The organism is Rhodococcus sp. 05-2254-5 (assembly GCF_002258575.1).
Lineage (GTDB): Bacteria > Actinomycetota > Actinomycetes > Mycobacteriales > Mycobacteriaceae > Rhodococcoides > Rhodococcoides fascians.
In genome coordinates, this window is record NZ_NOZG01000029.1 from 70,768 (window position 1) to 93,030 (window position 22,263).

Sequence of the window (22,263 nt, forward strand, 5' to 3'; positions counted from 1 at the left end):
GAGGGGTGTCTACCTCCCAACGTGCCCGATCCGGGGTACCGCTGGATCACCGATCCATCCTCGCGACCCTGCCCGGCGTACCAGCGTGGGGTGCCGTTGCGATCGCCGCAGGGCTGACCTTTCTCGGATTTCTCATCGACGCCGCGCGTGGAACCGAGCTGACCGGTGCGTTCGCGTTCCTCTACATCCTCGGCTGCATCGCGGCGGTATTGCTGGTCCGCTACCGCGGACTGTTCACCGCGATGGTCCAAGCCCCGTTGATTCTGTTCGTGGCAGTGCCGCTGTCGTACCAGTACTTCACCGACAACGCGGGCACCAGCCTCAAGGACATCATCCTGAACGTGGCGATTCCGCTGGTCAACCGATTTCCATTGATGCTGCTCGGCACCCTCGTGGCCGTCGGCCTCGGTGCCGTACGCATCGTGCTGAAGCGGCAGAACACGCACGCGCCCGCAGTTCGACGCAGCACGAAGACCGCCGACACCGCTCGGCGTCGCACGAAATCGGAAGACGCCCCTCGTCGAAGCACCAAGGCCGGAGACTCCGCTCGCCGGAGCCCGACCTCCGAGGACGACACACTCACCCGGGCACAGCGGCGAGCGCAGGAAGACCGTCCGTCACGCGCTCGTAGCCGTCGAGCTGCGGCGGACCGTGACGACGTGTCCGCGGTCGAGGCCACCGACATCGTGCCCGAGCCGTACGTGGGCCGTCGAGGAACCTCTCGCGCCGCAACCGACTCCGGTGCCGCGCCACGACGGTCGGCAACAACCCCCGGGGCGACGCCCGGATACGCACGCCAGGCGAGTCCGCAGCCCGAGTACCAGCGGCCCTCCCGCTCCCACGCCCAGTACCCGCAGGACCGCACGCCCCCACCCGGCGTAGCACGCCCATCGCGGCCGCAGCCGTCCGAGGCACCGTATTCGACGGAACCTCGCCGGGAGCGTTCACCTCGGGTTCAGCCGCCGCGGGACGCCGTCGATCCGTACTCCAGCAGCGCTCGGCACACAGTCGAACCGGTTGTGAACGACGCGCCGCCGAACGTGCGCCGTGACGACATTCCTCCCCATCCGGTGCCGCAGGTTCGGTACCGCGACCGCCACGCCGACGACTGACCCCACCGACACCGGCCGGTCATGGACCGGTCAGCGTGCGGGGCGCAGCTCGCGGGGCAAGGAAAAGACCAGGGTCTCGTTCGCGGTGGTGACGGGCTGCACGTCCGCGTATCCGTGCTCGGCGAACAGGTCGATGACGCCCTGAACCAAGATCTCCGGCACGGACGCTCCCGACGTGATGCCGATGGTCTCGACACCGTCGAGCCACGCCAGATCGATCTCTTTTGCGTAGTCCACCAGGTAGCTGGCCCGTGCGCCGGCACCGAGGGCGACCTCGACCAGACGCACCGAGTTCGACGAGTTCTTCGAGCCGACGACGATCACCAGATCGCACTCCGGTGCCATCGCCTTCACCGCGACCTGACGGTTCTGCGTGGCGTAGCAGATGTCGTCGCTCGGCGGATCCTGCAAGGTCGGAAAGCGCTCCCGCAGCTTCGCGACCGTCATCATGGTCTCGTCGACGCTCAACGTCGTCTGCGAAAGCCAGATGACTTTGTTCTCGTCGCGCACCGTGACGCTGTCCACCGACTCCGGGCCGTCCACGAGCTGGATGTGCTCGGGTGCCTCACCCGCGGTGCCCTCGACCTCCTCGTGGCCCTCGTGGCCGATGAGCAGAATGTCGTAGTCGTCTCGGGCGAACCGCTTGGCTTCCTGGTGCACCTTGGTCACCAGCGGGCAGGTCGCGTCGATCGTCCGCAGGTTCCGCTCAGCGGCAGAAGTGTGCACCGCAGGCGAGACACCGTGCGCCGAGAACACCAGCAGCGAACCCTCGGGCACCTCGTCGGTCTCCTCGACGAACACCGCACCGCGATCGGACAGCGTCTCGACCACGTGCTTGTTGTGCACGATCTCCTTGCGCACGTACACCGGCGCACCGTGCTGTTCGAGTGCCTTCTCGACGGTCTCGACGGCGCGATCCACGCCCGCGCAGTAGCCGCGCGGCTCGGCGAGAAGCACTCGCTTACCCCCGGCATGCGCGGTCGTGTGCGAGCCGGCGGAGTGTGCGATACCAAGATTCAAAGGAACAGCCGAAGACATACCTCCCAGGATACGTGTATCGCAGCAACCGGGTCATTCCGCAGGCCCTGGCCTGTCGGCTACCCAAAGGCGACGACTTCGGGCAGTCTGGTGTGCATGACTCGACTCCCCTTTGCGGCGCGGGTGGCTGCAGGCGTCGCCGTGACCGTCGTGGAAGAGGCCCGCAAGCTTCCCGGTTCCGCGTTGATGTTGCCGATGACCGTCGTCAGCGAGGCGTTGGCGCGCGGCATGCGGCTGCAGCAGCAGGTGACAGCCCTCGCCATCAAGGGCGATCTGGTCATTTCGGCTCTGCCGGTGATCGGAACTCCGCGCGAGGAGCAGCCGTCGTGGGCGAGTTTCGACGAGGACGAGGACGACGCGTTCCCGGCCACGTCGAGGTTCGACTCCGCAGCAGTCACCGATGACGTCGATGTTCCCGACGCACCGGTGGCCGAGCCCATCGCCGCGAACGGACGATTTGCTCTGTACTCGACGCCTCCGCTGGACGAACCGGTGCAGGACACGTCGGCGAAGCCCGCAGCAGCTGCGAAGCCCGAGATCGTCGAGATGATCGACTTCGACACCCTTGCCCTGGCTCAGTTGCGCGCACGGCTGCGCACGCTGTCCATCGAGGATCTGGAAACCCTGCTCGAGTACGAGAACGCGACGTCGGCTCGCGCACCGTTCCAGACCATGCTCGCCAACCGAATCACCACCGCCAAGGCGAAGTGAGCACTCCCCCCACTCAGTCCGGCCCCGCCCCATCCGGTGCGAGCACCGCCGAACAACCATGGCCGGTGCGCACCGTCGCGATGAAGGTCGCCGGGTGGATCGACAAACTCGGCAGCATCTGGGTCGAGGGGCAGCTGACGCAGATCAACGCCCGCCCCGGCACGCGCACGGCATTTCTGACTCTGCGTGATCCGTCGGCGGACATGTCGTTGTCGGTGACCTGCTCGCCGCAGCTGCTGGATCGTTCGCCCGTTCCGCTGACCGAAGGCGCGCGCGTCATCCTCTACGGCAAGCTGTCGTTCTTCACCGGCCGCGGCACCATTTCGCTGCGCGCCACCGATATTCGCGCTGTGGGTGTCGGCGAACTACTGGCCCGCATCGAACGGCTCCGGGCTCTGCTGGCCGCCGAAGGACTGTTCGACCCGCGACTCAAGCGTCCGCTGCCGTTCCTGCCCGGCACCATCGGGCTCATCACCGCTCGCGCCAGCGCAGCCGAGAAGGACGTCCTCACCGTCGCGCAGAGGCGTTGGCCTGCAGTGCGATTCGAGGTACGGAACACTCCGGTCCAGGGTCCACAAGCGGTGCCGGCAATCCTGGACGCGTTGAAGGATCTGAACGACGACCCGCGCGTCGACGTCATCGTCCTCGCCCGCGGCGGCGGTAGCGTCGAGGATCTGTTGCCGTTCTCCGACGAGGCACTGTGCCGAGCCATCTCACGGGCGACGACGCCGATCGTCAGCGCCATCGGACACGAACCCGACAGTCCCCTCAGCGATCACGTCGCCGACCTGCGCGCCGCCACCCCCACCGATGCCGCCAAGCTCGTGGTGCCCGACGCCGTCGCCGAACAAGCGTTGGTCGCCGAATTGAAGGCCAGAAGCGCTGCAGCGCTGCGCAATTGGGTGGAACGGGAGGCGCGTGGGCTGGAGATGCTGCGGCATCGACCCGTGTTGGCCGATCCGTTGGCGGCCCTCGAACAGCGTCGCGAGGAAGTTCGGCGACTCGCCGATGCAGCTCGACGCGACGTGCAGCGCGAGCTGACCACCCAGGACACGCTCGTCGAACATCTGCGGGCGAGGCTGTCGACGCTGGGGCCTGCTGCCACACTTGCGCGGGGCTATGCCGTCGTACAGCGGGTGGTGCCGGGTGCCGATCCCGAGGTACTACGTTCGGTCGAGGACGCTCCGCCGGGTACACAGATCAGGGTGCGGGTGGCCGACGGTGCCGTCACCGCAGCAGTAATGGGCCGAGTGAAATGACAGAGGGAGATTCGATGAGCGAGAACGAAGACAAGCCGGTGTCCGCACTGGGCTACGAGGAAGCCCGCGACGAGCTGGTCGGCGTGGTGAAGATCCTCGAGCAGGGCGGGCTCGACCTCGACGCTTCCCTGGCCCTGTGGGAGCGCGGCGAACAACTGGCGACGCGCTGCGAAGAACAACTGGCGGGCGCACGCAAGCGCATCGAGACCGCGCTGGCGAGCACCGAGAACGACAGCTAGGGCGCGAGCGGTTCGGTGGCCTCGACCGCAGCCGCGAGAGTGGTGAATTCCTCGGTGTTCGCCGTGCCGCCCAACAGGATTCGCACGTCGCCGAAGTCCGAGACCCAGTAGGTGCGCGAGCCTTCCTCGCCGTACACGACCCAGTCTCGACCCGAGACGTTCTGCGCGCCCGACGCGTACACCGTCTCCCCGGCCACGAACGGCACCACCAGTTCCTCGGACGCGGCCGTCTGAGTCAACTGCAGGTACGCACCCGATCCGGTGATGTATCCGACAGTCGACGCCGCTCCACCACTGTCACCGGAAATGGTCGCGCGGCTGCCCGAATTGGGCGTCCATTCCTCGGGAACGACCGGATTGCGCACCGGGAACCCTATTTCGGCCGCGTCGTACTGCAGTGCCGAGTTCACGTCGAAGTTGGGAATGGGTCCCTGCTTGGGTCCACCCGGGCTCAACGAGCACTGACTGGCCACGCCTGCGATCAACAAACACGCAATGACCAGCGGAATCAGCGACCAGACCATGTCGCGGTTGTTGTTGAGAATCCGAGGTTTGCTGTTTGCCACATCTCCAGTATCCCCTCTGTGCGGCAGTGCTCGGTCGGCGCGTACCTCACAGTCGACCCGACCCCACCGCGGGCATCACAGAAGTGAGATAATCCTGCCTGGGTAACACCCCACCAACCAGGAGGCTACAAACCGATGACGGCCAGCACCGAGTCCACTCGCGCCATGGCGCCAGATCGCAACCTCGCACTCGAACTCGTCCGCGTCACCGAGGCCGGTGCGCTCGCCTCGGGTCGCTGGGTCGGTCGGGGCGACAAGGAAGGTGGCGACGGAGCAGCCGTCGACGCGATGCGTCAGTTGGTCAGCTCGGTCTCCATGCGCGGCGTCGTCGTCATCGGCGAAGGCGAGAAGGACGAAGCGCCGATGCTCTACAACGGCGAGCAGGTCGGTAACGGAAACGGACCCGAGGTGGACTTCGCCGTCGACCCCGTCGACGGAACCACCCTGATGGCCAAGGGCATGCCCAACGCCATCTCGGTACTCGCCGTTGCCGAACGCGGCGCGATGTTCGACCCCTCGGCCGTGTTCTACATGGAGAAGATCGCCGTCGGACCCGATTACGCCGACGTCATCGACATCACCGTCCCCGTCGCCGAGAACATCGCCCGTATCGCCAAGATCAAGAAGGGTTCCGCCTCCGACGTGACGGTGTGCATCCTCGATCGCCCCCGGCATGCCGAACTGATCCAGCAGGTGCGCGACGCCGGATCACGCATCCGGTTGATCTCCGACGGTGACGTCGCCGGTGCCATCGCCGCCGCTCGTCCCGACTCCGGCACCGACATGCTCATCGGCACCGGCGGAACGCCCGAGGGCATCATCGCGGCCGCCGCGATGCGCTGCATGGACGGCGCGATCCTGGGCCGTCTGGCACCGACGGACGACACCGAGAAGCAGAAGGCCATCGACGCCGGCCACGACCTCGATCGCGTCCTCGACACCAAGGACCTCGTCTCGGGCGAGAACGTCTTCTTCACCGCCACCGGCGTCACCGACGGCGACCTGCTGCGCGGCGTCCGCTACGCGGGCGGCGGAGCCCACACCCAGTCCATCGTCATGCGCTCCAAGTCCGGCACCGTGCGCATGATCGACGCCTACCATCGCCTCGAGAAGCTGCGCGAGTACTCCTCGGTGGACTTCGACGCCGACGAATCCGGCCAGGCACCGTCCTTCTGATCCCCGAACCCACGACTGGCAAAGTAAGGCTCATGACGCAGACAGACGAACAGCAGTTCCGGATCGAACACGACACCATGGGAGAGGTTCGCGTCCCCATCGACGCGCTCTGGCGCGCCCAGACGCAGCGTGCGGTGGAGAATTTCCCCATCTCGGGCCGCCCGCTCGAGCGCACCCAGATCCGCGCGATGGGCCTGCTCAAGGCAGCCTGCGCGCAGGTCAACAAGGATCTCGGTCTGCTCGACGGCGCATTGGCCGACGCGATCATCGCGGCAGCCAACGAGATCGCCGAGGGCAAGCACGACGATCAGTTCCCGATCGACGTCTTCCAGACCGGCTCGGGCACCAGCTCCAACATGAACGCCAACGAGGTCATCGCTTCGATCGCCAAGGCCAACGGCGTCGAGGTGCACCCCAACGACCACGTGAACATGTCGCAGTCCTCCAACGACACGTTCCCGACGGCAACGCACGTCGCCGCCACCGAAGCAGCCGTCACCTCACTGGTGCCCGCGCTGCGGCACCTGCACGAGGCTCTGGTGACCAAGGCCACCGAGTGGAAGCACGTCGTCAAGTCCGGACGCACCCACCTGATGGATGCCGTCCCCGTCACTCTCGGTCAGGAATTCGGCGGCTACGCCCGGCAGATCGAGGCCGGCATCGAGCGCGTCGAAGCCACCCTGCCGCGTCTGGGTGAACTGCCCATCGGCGGCACCGCCGTCGGCACCGGCCTCAATGCACCCGACGGCTTCGGCCCGAAAGTTGTTGCTGCTCTGGTGAAGTCGACGGGCATCGACGCCCTCACCGCTGCCAAGGATTCGTTCGAGGCGCAGGCCGCTCGCGACGGACTGGTCGAGGCATCCGGCGCACTGCGCACCATCGCAGTGTCACTGACCAAGATCGCCAACGACATTCGCTGGATGGGATCGGGACCGCTCACCGGACTCGGCGAGATCGCACTCCCCGACCTGCAGCCCGGCAGCTCGATCATGCCCGGCAAGGTCAATCCCGTTCTCCCCGAGGCTGTTACCCAGGTCGCCGCACAGGTCATCGGTAACGACGCGGCAGTGGCCTTCGGCGGCGCATCGGGTGCCTTCGAGCTCAACGTGTACATCCCGATGATGGCCCGCAACGTACTCGAATCCTTCAAGTTGCTCGCCAACGTCTCGGTGCTCTTCGCCGACAAGTGCGTCGTCGGTCTCGAAGCCAACGTCGAGCACCTCAAGACCCTCGCCGAGTCCTCGCCGTCCATCGTGACGCCGCTGAACTCCGCAATCGGCTACGAGGAAGCGGCCGCAGTCGCCAAGCAGGCACTGAAAGAAAAGAAGACCATCCGCCAGACCGTCATCGACCGCGGACTGATCGGCGACAAGCTCAGCGAAGCAGAACTGGACAAGCGCCTCGACGTCCTCGCCATGGCGAAGGTCAAGGACTAGTTTCGCTGCTCTACCCGCCGGACCCGCAGGACCCGCTGCACCCTTGAACGCGCCCGCCCCCGGTTGGATCAATGTGGGTTTCAGTCACTCTGACTGCAACAAAGTCGCATTGATCCGACCGGGGGCGGGTCGCTTTCGAAAGGGGCCGAAACCTCAGGCCAGGTGCGCGAGTTCTTCGCGTGCCTTCAGGCCGTCCTCACCCAGATCGGTGCGGTCGAAGATCTTCCAGCCTGCGAGCAACGGCTTGAACACCTTGTCGCGTTCCTGGTCGGCGTCGTAGATGCCGGCTTCGGCGAGGGCGGCGATGCTGCTGCCGCGGTCCGGAAGCTCGATCTCGGGGATCTTGAAGCCGTTGATACGGTCGGCCACTGCGCGCGCAGCCTGATCGGGTACGACAGCGAATGCCTCGTCGAGGATGCTGGCGAAGAATGCCGACTGCAGCTCGTCGTCGTCGGCAATTTTGCCGAGGATGGTGGCCAGCACCGGATCCTTGCCCAAAGCGATGGTGTTGCGGTTACGCAGGGCGGCGGCAGCTTCTTCGATGGCGAAGTGCGCCAGGATGTCGAGCAGCCGCTGGCTGGGCGCGTCGAATCCGAGTGTCATGTGTTCCATCCGGACTCGCTCGAGGGCGACCGGATCGACAGCGCGGGTGAGCACCAGGAAGTTGCGCAGCACGATCGACTGTCGGTTCTCTTCCGACGTCCAGCGGCCCGTCCACTTCCACCAGGCACCGAGGCCGGTGAGGGCGTGGGCCAGTTCCCGGTGGTAGGCGGGGAGGTTGTCGGCCACCAACACGCCCACCGTGGCGGACAGAATTTCGACGTCGCTCAGGTGCGACTGCTCGGGCGACCAATCCTCGCCGCCGAGGAACGCGAAGTTCTTGCCGTCGTCGAACGGCGCGAGCTCATGGGGGTGCCAATCACTCGCTGCCTCGATATGGCGTCGTAGATTCTCTTCGACCGCGGGCTCCAAACGGACCAGCAGATCACCGTCGGACAGGTTCGTAGACATGCGGTAACCGTAGCGCCTGCCGCCGAGCGTCCGACGTCGCGCCCCTGACCTCTGTGAATTCTCCTAACGCCAGGTCGTTGCGGGTCTATCCTCAGGTGCATCCAATCATCGACGTGAGGACTCCTCATGATGCGGTCGGGTCGAAATTTTCTGTGACTTTCTGTCGTGTGCTCTCTGGTTCTGTTGGCCGGGTGCTCCGAAGACGCACCCACCGCAGACAGTCCACCGGCGTCCGAGCCGGTGCCGACCGAGGATCTGTCGCCCGGCCAGGTTGCCGGCGTCGACGTTCCGGCCGGTCGCGTCGACGATGCGGTCGGCAAGCTCGACGGTATCGCCGACGAGCTGATGGCGTCGTCGAACATTCCGGGTATGGCCATTGCCGTCGTGCACGGTTCGGACGTCGTCTACTCGAAAGGCTTCGGCGTTCGCGAAATGGGCAAGGACGACCCGATCGACGGCGACACCGTGTTCCAGCTGGCCTCGCTGTCCAAGTCGGTGGGTGCGACGGTGGTCGCGTCACAGGTGGGAGCGGGTGTCATCGACTGGTCGACGCCGGTGGTCTCCGAGCTGCCGTGGTTCGCGCTGGACGACCCGTGGGTGACCCAGAACATCACGGTCGGCGACTTCTACGCGCATCGAAGCGGACTCCCCGAGCACGAAGGCGATCTACTCAAAGACCTCGGCTACGACCGCAGACAGATCCTCGAGCGCCTTCGGGAGGTGCCCCTCGATCCGTTCCGTTCCACGTATCACTACACCAACTTCGGGATCACAGCCGCGGCCGAGGCCGTCGCTGCCGCCTCGGGCAAGGACTGGGACACCCTCAGCCAGGACACGATCTACGGTCCACTCGGCATGACCTCGACCAGCTCGTCGTTCTCCGACTACATCGGCCGCGCCGACCGAGCGGTACCTCACGTCCTCGTGGACGGCGAGTATCGGGCCCGATACCAACGCGAACCCGATCCGCAGACGCCGGCCGGTGGCGTCAGCTCCTCGGTGAACGATCTCGCCAGGTGGCTGACGATGCTCATCGCCGACGGCACCCACGACGGGAAGCAGATCGTCGATCCCGACGCCCTCCTTCCTGCCATCAGCGCGCAGATCGTCTCGAGCCCGTCGACCACGGCGGATTCGCGCGCGGGCTACTACGGATACGGATTCAACGTCTCCACCAGTGCAGCCGGCCGCACGACCGTCAGCCATTCCGGAGCGTTCGCACTCGGGGCGGGCACGAACTTTCTCTGGATCCCGTCGCTCGACGTCGCCATCGTCGTACTGACCAACGCCGCGCCACTCGGCATCGCAGAAACGGTCACGGCCGAGTTCGCCGACCTCGTGCAGTTCGGCGAGGTACGCGAGGACTGGCGAACGCTGTACAAGAATGCCTTCGCCGGTATGAGCGAGCCGGGGGGCGAGCTCGCGGGGAAGACCGCTCCGACGAATGCCGCTGCGCCACAACCGCTCACGTCGTACACCGGGGTGTACCAGAACGCCTACTGGGGGCCGGCGACCGTCGCGGAGGTCGACGGGAGGCTGGTGTTGACCCTCGGACCGAACTCGACTTCCTACGAGTTGTCGCACTGGGACGGTGATACCTTCGCGTTCGAGCCGACCGGTGAGAACGCACCGGACGGAACGATTTCTCAGGCGACATTCGAGGGGAACACGGTCACACTCGAGTTCTTCGACGGCGATGGATTAGGACGGTTCACCAAGTGACTGATACCCGACAAGCAACCGATATCGTGCAAAACCTGTTCGACGCGTTGAGGCTTCGCGAGACCGATCGCGCGCTGACGCTTCTCGACGAGAAAATCGTGTGGCACAACGTCGGGCTTCCGAAGGTACGCGGAATCTCGAACGTCGGCAGATTTCTGACGCTGCTGGCCAAGCCGGGTTACGGCTTCGACGTCGTCGTGCACAACATCGCGGCCGACGGAGATGTCGTGCTCACCGAGCGCACCGACGTCCTGATCTGGCGTCGGCTCCGCGTCGAGTTCTGGGTGTGCGGAACATTCGAGCTGCGCGACGGCAAAGTAGCTGTGTGGCGCGACTATTTCGACAACGTCGATTTCCTCAAAGGCGTTGCGCGAGGAGTGCTCAGGGCTGCACTCGGCCGGTGACCCATGTGAGTGGAACTTCGTAGCAGGCTACGAAGTTCCACTCACGAGGGGCGTCAGGCCCCTGACGGACCGAATTCCTCGAGCATTTCGGTCACCAGTGCAGCGATCGGTGAACGCTCACTGCGAGTGAGGGTGATGTGCGCGAAAAGCGGGTGCCCCTTGAGCTTTTCGATGACGGCAGCGACGCCGTCGTGTCGTCCGACCCGCAGGTTGTCTCGTTGCGCGACGTCGTGGGTGAGCACGACGCGTGAGCCCGACCCCAGTCGTGACAGGACCGTGAGCAGCACATTGCGCTCGAGTGACTGCGCCTCGTCGACGATCACGAACGAATCGTGGAGCGAGCGACCGCGAATGTGCGTCAGCGGCAACACTTCCAGCATGCCGCGGGCGATGACCTCCTCCATGACCTCCGGGCTGGCCAGCCCTTCGAGGGTGTCGAAGACAGCCTGGCCCCACGGGCCCATCTTCTCACTCTCACTGCCGGGGAGGTAGCCGAGTTCCTGACCACCGACGGCGTAAAGAGGCCGGAAGACAACAACTTTCCGATGCGAGCGACGTTCGAGGACGGCCTCGAGTCCGGCAGTGAGAGCCAGTGCGGACTTACCGGTGCCGGCCTTGCCGCCGAGCGAGACGATGCCGATGCTCTCGTCGAGCAGAAGATCGAGCGCCACACGTTGTTCCGCCGAACGACCGTGCAGGCCGAACGCCTCACGCTCGCCGCGCACGAGCTGAAGCTGCTTGTCGGGCGTGACGCGCCCCAGTGCACTCTGCCGTCCGGCAAGCAGTCGAACTCCGGTGTGACACGGCAGGTCTCGCGCCTCCACCAGGTCGATGACACCGTCGTTGAACAGGGTGTCCACGGCGTCGGAGGGCACCTCGAGCTCCGTCATACCGGTCCATCCGGACGGCACGACGTCGTGAGCGTGGTACTCGTCGGCGGGGAGCCCGACAGCACCGGCCTTGACGCGCAGCGGAATATCCTTGCTGACCAGCACCACATCTTTGCCCTCAGCCGCCAAATTCAGGGCACAGGCGAGGATTCGAGAATCGTTGGAGTCGGTACGGAATCCGACGGGAAGCACCGACGGATCGGTGTGATTGAGCTCGACTTGCAGTGTGCCGCCGGACGTTCCGATGGGGACCGGCTGATCGAGTCGGCCGAATTCTACGCGAAGGTCGTCGAGCATGCGCAAGGATTCCCGCGCGAACCATCCCAGTTCGTGATGGTGGCGTTTGCCCTCCAACTCGCTGATCACGATCAACGGAAGTACCACATTGTGCTCGGCGAACCGGATGACTGCCCACGGATCCGACAGCAGGACCGAGGTATCGAGCACGAATGTCCGAAGAGGGGCGGAAACGGAGCGTGAAGTGGTCACGTGGGGCTCCTACGTTTGCGCGGCACCGCGCAAACTCTGTCGCTCGGCCGGTCGGGTCCGATGTGTCAGGTGACACGAGGACCGGGTACCGGCCCTCTCGCGCTCACTAGCTCAGTCACGTATCAGAACCTCCCGCACAGGCAGCTTCCCCGCTGCCTGTTACTGCCGACGGTACCGCCGAAATCCGGTATCGGCTCGCTGGAAGTCTGGCGTGTCGGTGAACAACGCGTTACGGCCGATTCGCCCCAGGTCGGCGGGACGTTCGGTGCCGAGACCGCCCTCCCCCGTCGGATCAATGTGGCTTTGTTGCACTCAGATCGACTGATAGCCACATTGATCCGACCGGGGGCCAGCGTGAATGAACCACTGCAGACGTCTGAACGCTGCAATGGTCCATTGACGCGACCGGGGTGGGCAGGAAAGCCAGGGTCAGCCCAGCAATCCCCAGTCTTCGAGGCCCTCGTACAACGGCTTGCTCTGTGCCAGTTTCACGACGCGTTCTTTCAGGGCGTCGGTGGCCTGCCCGGTGGCCAGGGCGGTTGCGATGATGTCGGCGACCTCGGTGAACTCGGCTTCGCCGAATCCGCGGGTGGCGAGTGCGCCGGTGCCGATGCGCAGGCCGGAGGTGACCATGGGCGGGCGTGGGTCGAAGGGCACGGCATTGCGGTTGACGGTGATGCCGACCTCGTGCAGGAGGTCTTCTGCCTGCTGGCCGTCGAGCTCGGAGTTGCGGAGGTCGACGAGGACGAGGTGCACGTCGGTGCCGCCGGTGAGGACGGAGACGCCCTTGTCGGCGACGTCGGCGCCGGTGAGCCGCTCGGCGAGCAGCGACGCGCCGAGGAGGGTGCGTTCCTGACGTTCCTTGAACTCGGGCGTCGCAGCGATCTTGAAGGCGACGGCCTTCGCGGCGATGGCGTGCATCAGCGGCCCACCCTGCTGGCCGGGGAACACGGCGGAGTTGAGCTTCTTGGCCCATTCCTTCTTGGCGAGGATGATGCCGGAGCGCGGTCCGCCGAGGGTCTTGTGCACCGTCGAGGACACGACGTCTGCGTAAGGCACGGGTGAGGGGTGCACGCCTGCGGCGACGAGTCCGGCGAAGTGCGCCATGTCGACCCAGAGCAGTGCGCCCACTTCGTCGGCGATGGAACGGAACGCAGCGAAGTCCTGGTGGCGCGGGTAGGCCGACCAGCCGGCGATCAGCACCTGGGGCTTGGCGGCGATGGCCTGCTTGCGCACCTCGTCCATGTCGATGCGGTGATCTTCTTTCGACACCCCGTAGGACTCGACCTCGTAGAGCTTGCCCGAGAAGTTGAGCTTCATGCCGTGGGTGAGGTGGCCGCCGTGGGCCAGGTCGAGGCCCATGATCTTGTCGCCCGGGTTGATCAGTGCCATCAGTACCGCGGCGTTGGCCTGCGCACCGGCGTGCGGCTGCACGTTGGCGAACTCTGCACCGAAGAGTTCCTTGGCGCGATTGCGGGCGAGGTCCTCGACGATGTCGACGTGCTCGCAGCCGCCGTAGTAGCGGCGTCCGGGGTAGCCCTCGGCGTACTTGTTGGTCAGGACGCTGCCCTGGGCCTGCAGAACCGCGCGGGGCACGAAGTTCTCCGAGGCGATCATCTCGAGGGTGTCGCGCTGACGTCCCAGTTCACCTGCCATCGCCGCGGCGACCTCGGGATCGAGCTCGGCCAGTGACAGGTTGTTGACGTCAGTCATAACAGGAGTCTCCAAGGGACAGCAGAGTAAGGGGGCATCAATAAACAACGGACCTGGGCCAGTTTACGAGACGCGTACTGCGCCCGGTGTCAGTGGCTCGTCGAGCAGTCTGCCGAACAGCTGTGCCCGCTCACTGGCGGTCTCACCCTGGTCCAACCAGCCGGCGAGAAGCTTGTAGCCCTCGACGTAGGTGCTGATGTACGCCCGCCACAGCGGCGAGGACAGAAAGCGCAGACTGTGCCGTGCGCGCTGCGGCGAGGCAAGCGACCATCGCTCCAGGTAGGCGGCCACATCGTCCTCGCTCTTGTGCTGATCGTGCAGCAACAGCGCGGCATCCTGGCGAACCCCCAGCAGCTGGCTCGACGCCGCCGAGAGTCGCTCGGCCTTGTCGCCGTCGAATCGCAGTCCGAGGTCGGCGTAGATTTCTTGCGCCCACGCGCCCCAGCCTTCGCCGACGATCGCCCCGAGAGCGTGGTCGGCGAGCCCCTCGGCCATCAGGCACTGCGGAGTGTTGACCACGAACAACGTCTGCTCGAGTTGTCCTGCGCCGACGAGCCCCGTCTCCTTGCGGCAGTGCTCGGTGTGGTGGCCGGGGTAGGACTCGTGCGCGATCAGGTGGGGCAGGTTGGCCATCTGCTGTTCGATGTCGGAGTTGATCGCGACGGTGGACTGGAAGTTGCCGAGGTAGTAGTTGAAGCCGGACCACGGCTTGTCGCCGACTACCTCGTACGTCACCTTCTCGTTCTCGGGCAACGAGTATTCGGCGCGGACGCGGTCGCGCAATGCGGACGAGAACGCTTCGACGCAGTCCTGCAGTCGATCCGCTGGGATGACGTCGGCGCGGCGGTGGGCGATCAACCGTTCGCTCAGCGAGCCGGGTCCGGGGAGCACCTCGTCCATCTTGCGATGCGCCTGCAGGTACTGGTCCTGATCCCCCGGTGCGATTCGAACGTCGAAGTAGGCGTGGACCTCGTCGACGAAGCCGATGTTCTCGCCTGCGAACTTGCGCGCGGAGCATTCCAACGCCCGCAGGTGGACGTCGAGAAATGTCCGGCGTTCCGCTGTCAGTTCGACGTTGCCGAGCTCGGCGCGCAGTGTCTGCGCTCGACGGACGAGCTCACGCGGCTCCGGCGCCGGGGCGTTCTCGGTGATTCGACGCAGTTCGGGATCACCGGTGTACGCGTCGACGAAACCGTCTTCGAGGCGGTCGAAACTCAGGCCCAGCAACAGGTATTCGCGAACCAGGGAAGCAGCATCCATATCCGAACCCTAGTACGGCGAACGACCCCGCCCGTGCGCGGTGGACAGGCACCGAGCACAATCTGGAACCATGCGACTCGCGCCCGACAGGAGCACCGCCGAATCCTCAGCAGCTCCGATGCTCAGGTGGCGTGCGTGAGCGAGTCCAGTCCGTACGTCGAGTTCGACCGTGTGCAGTGGCGCACGCTGCGTCAATCCACACCGCTGGTACTCACCGAGGAAGAACTGGTCGGCCTGCGCGGTCTCGGTGAGCAGATCGATCTGGACGAGGTGGCCGAGGTCTATCTGCCGCTGGCCCGACTGATTCATCTCCAGGTGGCCGCGCGCCAGCGGTTGTTCGCGGCGACGGCCACGTTCCTCGGTGAGAAACATCCCGATCGACAGGTTCCGTTCGTCATCGGCGTAGCGGGCAGCGTCGCGGTCGGTAAATCCACCACTGCCCGTGTGCTGCAAGCACTCCTGGCCCGGTGGGATCACCATCCCCGCGTGGACCTCGTCACCACGGACGGTTTCCTGTATCCGACGGCCGAGCTCATGCGCCGAGGGATCTTGCACCGCAAAGGTTTTCCCGAAAGTTACGACCGACGCAAGCTGCTCAGGTTCGTCACCGAGGTCAAGTCCGGAACCGAAGAGGTGGGCGCGCCGGTCTATTCGCACGTGTCGTACGACATCGTCAAAGGCCAGTACCACATGGTTCGCCAGCCCGACATCCTGATCGTGGAGGGGCTCAACGTACTCCAGACCGGACCTCGGCTGATGGTCTCGGATCTGTTCGACTTCTCGATCTACGTCGACGCTCGGATCGAGGACATCGAGAGCTGGTACGTCAAACGATTCCTGGCGCTACGCAAGACCTCGTTCACCGACCCGTCCTCGCATTTCCATCACTATGCAGGTCTGTCCGACGATCACGCGCAGATCGCGGCCGAGGACCTGTGGCATTCGATCAACCTGCCGAACCTGGTGGAGAACATTCTGCCGACGCGTCCGCGAGCAACGATGGTGCTGCGCAAGGACAACGACCATGCGATCAACCGGCTGCGCCTGCGAAAGTTGTAGGTCCAGGTCGTGAGTGGAAGTTCGTAGCAGGCTACGAGCTGGAGTGGAGCCTGCGGAATGACCAGACGGTCCAGCCGCGCACGTCAGATACCGAACCGGCGGTGCCGTGCGGCGAAGTCGCGGAGTGCGCGCAGGAAGTCGACGCGGCGAAATTCCGGCCAATAGGCCTCGGTGAACCAGATCTCCGAATATGCGCTCTGCCAGAGCAGGAAACCGGACAGGCGTTGCTCTCCCGAGGTGCGGATGACGAGATCGGGATCGGGTTGGCCCGAGGTGTACAGGTGACTGTCGATACCGTCGACGTTGATGGAGGCCACCAACTCGTCCCCGGTGATGCCCTCGGCGATCTTCTCGGTGACCAGTGACTGCACGGCGTCGGCGATTTCCTGACGCCCGCCGTATCCGACGGCGACATTGACGTGCGTTCCGGTTCGGCCCTCAGTGCGCGCAGCCGCCTCCTTGAGCCGGCGTGAGGTCGATGCAGGCAGCAGATCGAGAGTGCCGACGAGTTTGACACCCCAGTTCATCTCGGGTCCGCAGATCTCCTCGACGACGTCGGTGATGATGTCGAGCAGCGAATCGAGTTCGTCGGCATCCCGTCGGAGGTTCTCGGTCGAGAGCAGATAGATGGTGGCCATCTCGATTCCGGCAGCGTCGCACCAGCCGAGCATCTCGGCGATCTTGAGCGCCCCCATGCGGTGGCCGTGCGCGACGTCGGTGAACCCGTTCTCCCGTGCCCACCGCCGGTTGCCGTCACACATCACCGCGACGTGCCGCGGGTGCTGCACACCCTCGAGCTGACTCAACAAACGCCGCTCGTACACGTTGTAGAGAACGCCGCGCACCTTCTGCGGAATGATCACCACTACTTCGTCACCGCTGCTCTCATCACCACGGAGGATCACCTTACGCCGACGTCTTCGAGCGGGCGGCCGGTACAGTAGCGTCCGAACCTACGGTTGCGTAGGTTCACTAGGGCGGAACGGGAGGTCATCTTTCATGACGATGTTCGGACTGGACGAGATACCCGTCAAACCACGCATGCGTGGCTGGATTCACCTGTACGCCTTCGGCGTCGCGGTAGTGTGCGCGATCACCCTCGTCACGATGGCGTTCAGCCTGGTGTCGGTCAGCGCAGGCCTCGCGACGGGCATCTATTCGATCACCGTGTGCGGGGTGTTCGGCGTCAGCGCCACCTATCACCGCGTGCACTGGAAGACCACCGCGTCGCAGATCTGGATGAAACGCGCCGACCACTCCATGATCTTTCTGTTCATCGCCGGTAGCTACACCCCGTTCGCCGTACTGGGCCTACCTGCCGCGACAGGACGAACTCTGTTGATCGTCGTGTGGATCGGAGCGATCTGCGGGGTGGCTCTGAAGATGCTGTGGCCCACCGCTCCCCGCTGGGTCGGGGTACCGCTGTATCTCGTGCTCGGCTGGGCGATCGTGCCGGTCGCTCCCACCCTGATCGAGCACGTCGGCTTCGCACCGTTCCTGCTGCTGTTGGTCGGCGGCATCTTCTACAGCGTCGGGGCGATCCTCTACGCCACCAAGTGGCCGAATCCGTGGCCCACGACATTCGGCCATCACGAATTCTTCCACGCAGCAACGGTGTTGGCGGCAATCTGCCACCTCGTGGCAGTGTGGCTCGTCCTGTTCTGACGACGCGTCGGAAGGCGGAACACCGCGTCGGCGACGTCACTTCCGCAGGGCGACCGCCAGATCCTCGACCGACGTCACAGGCCGGTCGCAGACGAATCCGCGACACACGTACGCCGTTTCCTGCCCCTCGACGGGCGGTCGGCCCGTCAGCAGCGCAGACGAGTCGGCCGAGCCTGCGACCACCACGGAACCTCCGGGTGCCAGCGACCGCGCGGCGGCGAGCAACTCACCACCCGGTGCGAGCGACACGGCGATCTGAATCGGGCCGCGCACCGACGCCTCGGCCACGGCCAGCCAGTGACCACCCGACCTCGGGGCGCGTTCGAGGATGGCCGCCGCTCGTGCGAGCGAAGCAGCGGCCAATTCGGCGTACCGTGCGGACGATTCGTGATCGACGAGGGCGGCCGCGGTGAGCAGCGCCTCGGCCATCGTCGACGCTCCCGACGGAGTCGCACCGTCGATCGGATCCCGCGGCCGGGTCACCAGGGTCTCGGCATCGTCGGCCGTGTCGAACCAGCTGCCGGCGTCGTCGGGATCGGCGAAGTGCTCGATCGCAGCGTCGAGGATCGTCGTCATCCGCCGGGTCCAGACCGCGTCGCCGGTGGCCTGGAACAGCGTGGCCGCGGCCACGGCGAGGCAGGCGTAGTCCTCGAGCACTCCGGTGGCCTCACCCACTGCGCTACCGAGGGACGCCCGCCGGACACGTCCCGATTCGACGTGAGTGGCGAACAATTGCTCGCCGCATTCGACGGCCGCGTCGACCCAGATCGGTTCGTTCGCGCCGGTTCCGGCCTCGGCCAACGCGGTGATGGCCAGTGCGTTCCACGCGGTGACCACCTTGTCGTCTCGACCGGGTTGCGGCCGCGACGCTCGAGCCGCCGACAACGCGTTCCGGATGCGGGCGAACCGGTCGTAGTCCTCGGGCTCGGCGGGCAGTTGCAGCACCGACATACCGGCCTCGAACGTGCCGGCGGAATTCACCGCGAACAGACCCGCAGCCCATACACCGTCTTCGAAACCGAGGGTGTCGACCAGTTGCTCCGGCGTCCACACGTAGGTCAGACCTTCGACTCCTTCGGTGTCGGCATCGAGCGCCGACGCGAAACAGCCGTTGGCCGTCCGCAATTCACCGAGCATGAATCCTGCTGTATCCGACGCCACCCGACGCACCAGCGGATCGTCGTCGACCCGGGCGGCGTGCGCGTAGAACCGCAGCAGCAGCGCATTGTCGTAGAGCATCTTCTCGAAGTGCGGAACGATCCATTCGGCGTCGACCGAATACCGCGCGAAGCCGCCGGCGAGTTGGTCGTACATGCCTCCGCGCGCCATTGCCGACGCGGTACGCCGAACCACGTCGAGTACCTCACCGTTGCCGGTGCGCTCGTAGTGCCGGAGCAGACCCTCCAGCAGTGCACCCGGTGGAAACTTCGGTGCCCGGCCGAAGCCGCCGTAGGTGGTGTCCTCGTCGGCGCAGACCGCCGCGACGGACGCGGCCAGAAAATCGGCGTCCAGCGATCGTCCGCCGGCCGGAATACCGGAACTCTGTTTGCGCAGTTCGGTGACGATGGCCGCGGACGCGTCGAACACCTCCTGTCGCCGGGTGGACCAGGTATCGGCGATTGCGGTCAGTAATTGTTCGAAGGAGGGCATCCCCTGGCGCGGGGCCGGTGGGTAGTACGTCCCGCAGTAGAAAGGTTCGGTCTCGGGTGTGAGGAAACAGGTCATGGGCCAACCGCCCTGACCGGTCATCGCGACAGTGGCGTTCATGTACACCGCATCGAGGTCGGGGCGCTCTTCCCGATCGACCTTGATGCACACGAAATGCTCGTTCATCAAGGCCGCGGTGGCCTCGTCCTCGAACGATTCGTGTGCCATGACATGACACCAGTGGCACGCCGAGTACCCGATGGACAACAGGATCGGGACGTCGCGATCACGCGCGGACTGCAGTGCCTGCGGTCCCCACTGCTGCCAGTGCACCGGATTGTCGGCGTGCTGACGCAGATACGGACTGGTGGATTCGCCCAGCGTGTTCGCGTCGAGCATCAGGGTTCGTCGGGAACAGCGGGTTTCGGACGGCTGGTGTCCGGTTGTGGGCTCGGCGTGATGCCCCCACGATCGGTTCCCTCGTCGAGCGCCTGATCCAGCGTGGGATCTTCTTTCTCGAACGTCGCGGGCAGACGCTTGATCTTCTTGTTCATGGACCAGATCAGCAGCGCCGTTCCGACCAGCAACGCCACGAGGATCACCAGACCGATCGGCGACGACTTGCCAAATTCGGGCCCCGTGGGCTGCTGGGCGAGGATCGACACGATCATTGTTCGGTCTCTTCTATTCCCGCGAACAGATCGGTCTCGGGCAGTGACGTGGTCACGCGGGTGCGGGCGAGCTCGAACTCCTCGGTGGGCCACAACTTGCGTTGGACGTCCACCGGCACCGCGAAGAACGCTCCGTTGGGATCGATCTGCGTCGCATGGGCTCGCAGTGCGTCGTCGCGCTGCTCGAACCAGGTGCCCACGTCGACCTGCGTGGTGATGCGCTCCATGATCTCGTCGCGCTGACCGTCCCACCGCTTCAGCCAGTCGACGAACGGGCTCTCCTCGCCGCGGTCGATGAACCAGTCGTGGAAGAGCTGCATGCGCTTACGCAGGAAACCGTGCGAGTAGTAGAGCTTGAGCGGAGTCCACGGCTCACCCGCATCGGGGAAACGCTCGGGATCGCCCGCGGCTTCCCACGCGGCCATCGAGACCTCGTGGCAGCGGATGTGATCGGGATGCGGGTAGCCGCCGCGTTCGTCGTAGGTGGTGATGACGTGGGGCTTGAAGTCTCGAACCACCTTCACCAACGCCTCGGTGGACACCTCCAACGGCACCAGCGCGAAACAGCCCTCGGGCAGCGGCGGCAACGGATCGCCCTCGGGGAGTCCCGAGTCCTCGAATCCGAGCCACGTCTGCTGTACCCCGAGGATGCGCGCCGCCTCGGCCATCTCCTCGCGTCGAACCTCCCTGATCCGTTGGTGGACGCCCGGAATGTCCATCGCCGGATTGAGGATGTCCCCTCGCTCGCCACCCGTGAGCGTGACGACCAGAACGTCGTGCCCTTCGGCCGCATAGCGGGCCGTGGTCGCAGCACCTTTGCTGGACTCGTCGTCGGGATGGGCATGCACTGCCATGAGCCGCAGTCCGGACACGTTCTTCCTCACCTCGGATTCGCCTTGTTCTTGCCTGCCCTATAGTTCCACCTGACGCCGACATGCCCCCAGCGGCACCCCCGATTTCACTCCGAGAGCTGACATGACCAACGCACTTCCCGCAGGTAGATACCCGTCGGGTTCCGGTCCGAGCGGCATTCGGAGAGCTCCGAAACGTGCGACGAAGATCGCACTGGTGGCACTGGTCCTGCTGGTCGGGCTCGGCGTGGCCTACTACGCGTACACGAAATTCTCGGTCAAGCCCGTCGAAGGCAGCCAGCTTTCGTTCGACATCGTCGACGAGAGCACGATGTCGATCCGATTCAGCGTCACCCGGGAGAACCCGGAGCAGCCGGCGGTGTGCATCGTCCGCGCTCGTTCTCGCGACGGTTCCGAGACGGGACGGCGCGAGGTGTACATCCCACCGGAGTCCTCCTCGACCACGGTGGAGCTCACCACCGACGTGACGACGTCGTCCCCACCCGCTGTCGGAGACGTGTACGGCTGCAGCCTCGATGTTCCCGAGTATTTACGAGCCCGATAGGCGAAGAGCCTGTTCGTGGTAAGCTCGGGTCGTACACGGCTGCCGCACAGGTGCCGTGTATTGCTGCATTGCGGGCAGGGTTACCTGCGTCAACGATGTCGACGGCTCCAGGATGCGGGCCGACCAAGGGGATCCATCCATTGGAGTCCCCTCTTCGTTGCGTGCCCTACCGCCTAGAAACCGGAATCGAACTCGAGATTCCGACTACGAGGGAGTGATCGAGATGACCGAGACCCAGGTGACCTGGCTTACCCAGGAATCACACGACAGGCTCAAGAGCGAACTCGACCAGCTCATTTCCAATCGCCCCGTCATCGCCGCCGAGATCAACGAGCGTCGCGAAGAGGGCGATCTGAAGGAGAACGGCGGCTACCACGCTGCGCGCGAGGAGCAGGGCCAGCAGGAAGCACGCATTCGTCAGCTGCAGGAACTGCTCAACAATGCGAAGGTCGGCGAGGCGCCCACCCAGTCGGGCGTGGCTCTGCCCGGATCCGTCGTCAAGGTCTACTACGACGGCGACGAGTCCGACACCGAGACCTTCCTGATCGCCACCCGCGAAGAGGGTGCCCGCGACAGCAAGCTCGAGGTGTACTCCCCCGCGTCCCCGCTGGGTGGATCGCTCATCGACGCGAAGGTCGGCGACACCCGCGAGTACACCCTGCCCAACGGCAAGACCATGAAGGTCACGCTGGTCAGCGCAGAGCCGTACCACACCTGATTCGAGCCTTTTCTCGAACAACACCCCCGGTCGCTCAGCGGCCGGGGGTGTCGTCGTTTCG

The 22,263-nt window shown here is 65.3% G+C and carries 22 protein-coding genes; 12 read left to right on the forward strand and 10 right to left on the reverse strand.

The window, feature by feature from the left end; translation table 11 throughout:
• Positions 1–5 precede the first annotated feature (5 nt).
• Positions 6–1,112: a DUF6542 domain-containing protein gene (locus CH278_RS19745; protein WP_027498129.1), complete on the forward strand. Its 1,107-nt coding sequence runs from the start codon at positions 6–8 to the stop codon at positions 1,110–1,112.
• Positions 1,113–1,142: 30 nt separating this feature from the next.
• Here the strand turns inward: CH278_RS19745 and CH278_RS19750 are convergent, their stop codons facing one another.
• The gene (locus CH278_RS19750; protein ID WP_027498130.1) at positions 1,143–2,150 is read right to left on the reverse strand and encodes a 4-hydroxy-3-methylbut-2-enyl diphosphate reductase; all 1,008 of its coding nucleotides are present in this window, start codon (positions 2,148–2,150) and stop codon (positions 1,143–1,145) included.
• Between the two features lie 96 nt (positions 2,151–2,246).
• Here CH278_RS19750 and CH278_RS19755 point away from each other — a divergent pair, with 96 nt between their 5' ends.
• Genes CH278_RS19755 through CH278_RS19765 form a run of 3 tightly spaced genes read left to right on the forward strand, consistent with a single transcriptional unit; the run spans position 2,247 to position 4,359 of the window.
• Positions 2,247–2,861 (forward strand): lipid droplet-associated protein, encoded by a 615-nt coding sequence (locus CH278_RS19755; RefSeq protein ID WP_032369677.1) that lies wholly within the window; start codon positions 2,247–2,249, stop codon positions 2,859–2,861.
• Positions 2,858–4,120, forward strand: a complete 1,263-nt coding sequence (xseA, locus tag CH278_RS19760) for an exodeoxyribonuclease VII large subunit (RefSeq protein ID WP_027498132.1) — start codon at positions 2,858–2,860, stop codon at positions 4,118–4,120. Before CH278_RS19755 ends, xseA begins: the two co-directional genes overlap by 4 nt.
• A 14-nt stretch (positions 4,121–4,134) precedes the next feature.
• Complete coding sequence (locus CH278_RS19765; protein ID WP_094622909.1) at positions 4,135–4,359, forward strand: exodeoxyribonuclease VII small subunit; 225 nt, start codon at positions 4,135–4,137, stop codon at positions 4,357–4,359.
• Here CH278_RS19765 and CH278_RS19770 read toward each other — a convergent pair.
• A complete protein-coding gene (locus tag CH278_RS19770) occupies positions 4,356–4,925 on the reverse strand; it encodes a DUF4245 domain-containing protein (RefSeq protein WP_027498134.1) in 570 nt (189 codons plus the stop codon). The two genes, CH278_RS19765 and CH278_RS19770, sit on opposite strands and share 4 nt — an antisense overlap.
• Before the next feature lie 135 nt (positions 4,926–5,060).
• On the opposite strand from CH278_RS19770, the gene glpX reads away from it, so the two are divergent.
• Both glpX and CH278_RS19780 read left to right on the forward strand, forming a co-directional pair.
• Positions 5,061–6,101 (forward strand): class II fructose-bisphosphatase, encoded by a 1,041-nt coding sequence (glpX, locus tag CH278_RS19775; RefSeq protein ID WP_027498135.1) that lies wholly within the window; start codon positions 5,061–5,063, stop codon positions 6,099–6,101.
• 32 nt (positions 6,102–6,133) lie between these two features.
• Positions 6,134–7,537 (forward strand): class II fumarate hydratase, encoded by a 1,404-nt coding sequence (locus CH278_RS19780; protein ID WP_027498136.1) that lies wholly within the window; start codon positions 6,134–6,136, stop codon positions 7,535–7,537.
• A gap of 153 nt (positions 7,538–7,690) precedes the next feature.
• Here CH278_RS19780 and CH278_RS19785 read toward each other — a convergent pair whose 3' ends face one another.
• On the reverse strand, positions 7,691–8,548 hold the full coding sequence (locus tag CH278_RS19785) for an acyl-ACP desaturase (RefSeq protein ID WP_032365327.1): 858 nt from the start codon (positions 8,546–8,548) through the stop codon (positions 7,691–7,693).
• 165 nt (positions 8,549–8,713) lie between these two features.
• On the opposite strand from CH278_RS19785, the gene CH278_RS19790 reads away from it, so the two are divergent.
• Positions 8,714–10,270: a serine hydrolase gene (locus CH278_RS19790; RefSeq protein WP_094622685.1), complete on the forward strand. Its 1,557-nt coding sequence runs from the start codon at positions 8,714–8,716 to the stop codon at positions 10,268–10,270.
• Positions 10,267–10,674 (forward strand): limonene-1,2-epoxide hydrolase family protein, encoded by a 408-nt coding sequence (locus CH278_RS19795; RefSeq protein WP_032407307.1) that lies wholly within the window; start codon positions 10,267–10,269, stop codon positions 10,672–10,674. The genes CH278_RS19790 and CH278_RS19795 overlap by 4 nt, the downstream gene beginning before the upstream one ends.
• Positions 10,675–10,727: 53 nt before the next feature.
• Here CH278_RS19795 and CH278_RS19800 read toward each other — a convergent pair whose 3' ends face one another.
• From CH278_RS19800 to CH278_RS19810, 3 genes are all read right to left on the reverse strand, one after another.
• On the reverse strand, positions 10,728–12,053 hold the full coding sequence (locus CH278_RS19800) for a PhoH family protein (RefSeq protein WP_027498140.1): 1,326 nt from the start codon (positions 12,051–12,053) through the stop codon (positions 10,728–10,730).
• Positions 12,054–12,482: 429 nt separating this feature from the next.
• Entirely contained in the window at positions 12,483–13,766 is a 1,284-nt protein-coding gene (gene glyA / locus CH278_RS19805) for a serine hydroxymethyltransferase (protein WP_027498141.1), read from the reverse strand.
• Between the two features lie 63 nt (positions 13,767–13,829).
• Positions 13,830–15,026, reverse strand: coding sequence for a hypothetical protein (locus CH278_RS19810; RefSeq protein ID WP_032365323.1), 1,197 nt, complete (start codon positions 15,024–15,026; stop codon positions 13,830–13,832).
• A gap of 126 nt (positions 15,027–15,152) precedes the next feature.
• Between CH278_RS19810 and coaA the strand changes: the two genes are divergently transcribed.
• A complete protein-coding gene (coaA, locus tag CH278_RS19815) occupies positions 15,153–16,085 on the forward strand; it encodes a type I pantothenate kinase (RefSeq protein ID WP_027498143.1) in 933 nt (310 codons plus the stop codon).
• 83 nt (positions 16,086–16,168) lie between these two features.
• Here coaA and CH278_RS19820 read toward each other — a convergent pair whose 3' ends face one another.
• Positions 16,169–16,951, reverse strand: a complete 783-nt coding sequence (locus CH278_RS19820) for an isoprenyl transferase (RefSeq protein WP_027498144.1) — start codon at positions 16,949–16,951, stop codon at positions 16,169–16,171.
• 133 nt (positions 16,952–17,084) lie between these two features.
• On the opposite strand from CH278_RS19820, the gene trhA reads away from it, so the two are divergent.
• Positions 17,085–17,750 (forward strand): PAQR family membrane homeostasis protein TrhA, encoded by a 666-nt coding sequence (trhA, locus tag CH278_RS19825; RefSeq protein WP_032369683.1) that lies wholly within the window; start codon positions 17,085–17,087, stop codon positions 17,748–17,750.
• 36 nt (positions 17,751–17,786) lie between these two features.
• On the opposite strand, the gene CH278_RS19830 is transcribed toward trhA, so the two are convergent.
• Genes CH278_RS19830 through mca form a run of 3 tightly spaced genes read right to left on the reverse strand, consistent with a single transcriptional unit; the run spans position 17,787 to position 20,940 of the window.
• Entirely contained in the window at positions 17,787–19,796 is a 2,010-nt protein-coding gene (locus CH278_RS19830) for a thioredoxin domain-containing protein (RefSeq protein ID WP_094622686.1), read from the reverse strand.
• Positions 19,796–20,068 (reverse strand): hypothetical protein, encoded by a 273-nt coding sequence (locus CH278_RS19835; RefSeq protein WP_032381331.1) that lies wholly within the window; start codon positions 20,066–20,068, stop codon positions 19,796–19,798. Before CH278_RS19835 ends, CH278_RS19830 begins: the two co-directional genes overlap by 1 nt.
• Positions 20,065–20,940: a mycothiol conjugate amidase Mca gene (gene mca / locus CH278_RS19840; RefSeq protein WP_027498148.1), complete on the reverse strand. Its 876-nt coding sequence runs from the start codon at positions 20,938–20,940 to the stop codon at positions 20,065–20,067. The genes CH278_RS19835 and mca overlap by 4 nt, the downstream gene beginning before the upstream one ends.
• Before the next feature lie 103 nt (positions 20,941–21,043).
• Between mca and CH278_RS19845 the strand changes: the two genes are divergently transcribed.
• Both CH278_RS19845 and greA read left to right on the forward strand, forming a co-directional pair.
• Entirely contained in the window at positions 21,044–21,484 is a 441-nt protein-coding gene (locus CH278_RS19845; protein ID WP_027498149.1) for a DUF4307 domain-containing protein, read from the forward strand.
• A 223-nt stretch (positions 21,485–21,707) separates the two neighbouring features.
• A complete protein-coding gene (gene greA, locus CH278_RS19850) occupies positions 21,708–22,202 on the forward strand; it encodes a transcription elongation factor GreA (protein WP_027498150.1) in 495 nt (164 codons plus the stop codon).
• The last annotated feature ends 61 nt before the right edge of the window (positions 22,203–22,263 follow it).

Excerpts from the sequence above, each read along its gene's own strand:
- CH278_RS19835 (WP_032381331.1), bottom strand. The coding sequence starts at position 20,068 with ATGATCGTGTCGATCCTCGCCCAGCAGCCCACGGGGCCCGAATTTGGC.
- CH278_RS19765 (WP_094622909.1), top strand. The coding sequence starts at position 4,135 with ATGAGCGAGAACGAAGACAAGCCGGTGTCCGCACTGGGCTACGAGGAA.
- trhA (WP_032369683.1), top strand. The coding sequence starts at position 17,085 with ATGACGATGTTCGGACTGGACGAGATACCCGTCAAACCACGCATGCGT.
- CH278_RS19810 (WP_032365323.1), bottom strand. The coding sequence starts at position 15,026 with ATGGATGCTGCTTCCCTGGTTCGCGAATACCTGTTGCTGGGCCTGAGT.
- CH278_RS19785 (WP_032365327.1), bottom strand. The coding sequence starts at position 8,548 with ATGTCTACGAACCTGTCCGACGGTGATCTGCTGGTCCGTTTGGAGCCC.
- CH278_RS19755 (WP_032369677.1), top strand. The coding sequence starts at position 2,247 with ATGACTCGACTCCCCTTTGCGGCGCGGGTGGCTGCAGGCGTCGCCGTG.
- glyA (WP_027498141.1), bottom strand. The coding sequence starts at position 13,766 with ATGACTGACGTCAACAACCTGTCACTGGCCGAGCTCGATCCCGAGGTC.
- CH278_RS19830 (WP_094622686.1), bottom strand. The coding sequence starts at position 19,796 with ATGCTCGACGCGAACACGCTGGGCGAATCCACCAGTCCGTATCTGCGT.
- glpX (WP_027498135.1), top strand. The coding sequence starts at position 5,061 with ATGACGGCCAGCACCGAGTCCACTCGCGCCATGGCGCCAGATCGCAAC.
- greA (WP_027498150.1), top strand. The coding sequence starts at position 21,708 with ATGACCGAGACCCAGGTGACCTGGCTTACCCAGGAATCACACGACAGG.
- CH278_RS19750 (WP_027498130.1), bottom strand. The coding sequence starts at position 2,150 with ATGTCTTCGGCTGTTCCTTTGAATCTTGGTATCGCACACTCCGCCGGC.
- CH278_RS19780 (WP_027498136.1), top strand. The coding sequence starts at position 6,134 with ATGACGCAGACAGACGAACAGCAGTTCCGGATCGAACACGACACCATG.
- CH278_RS19845 (WP_027498149.1), top strand. The coding sequence starts at position 21,044 with ATGACCAACGCACTTCCCGCAGGTAGATACCCGTCGGGTTCCGGTCCG.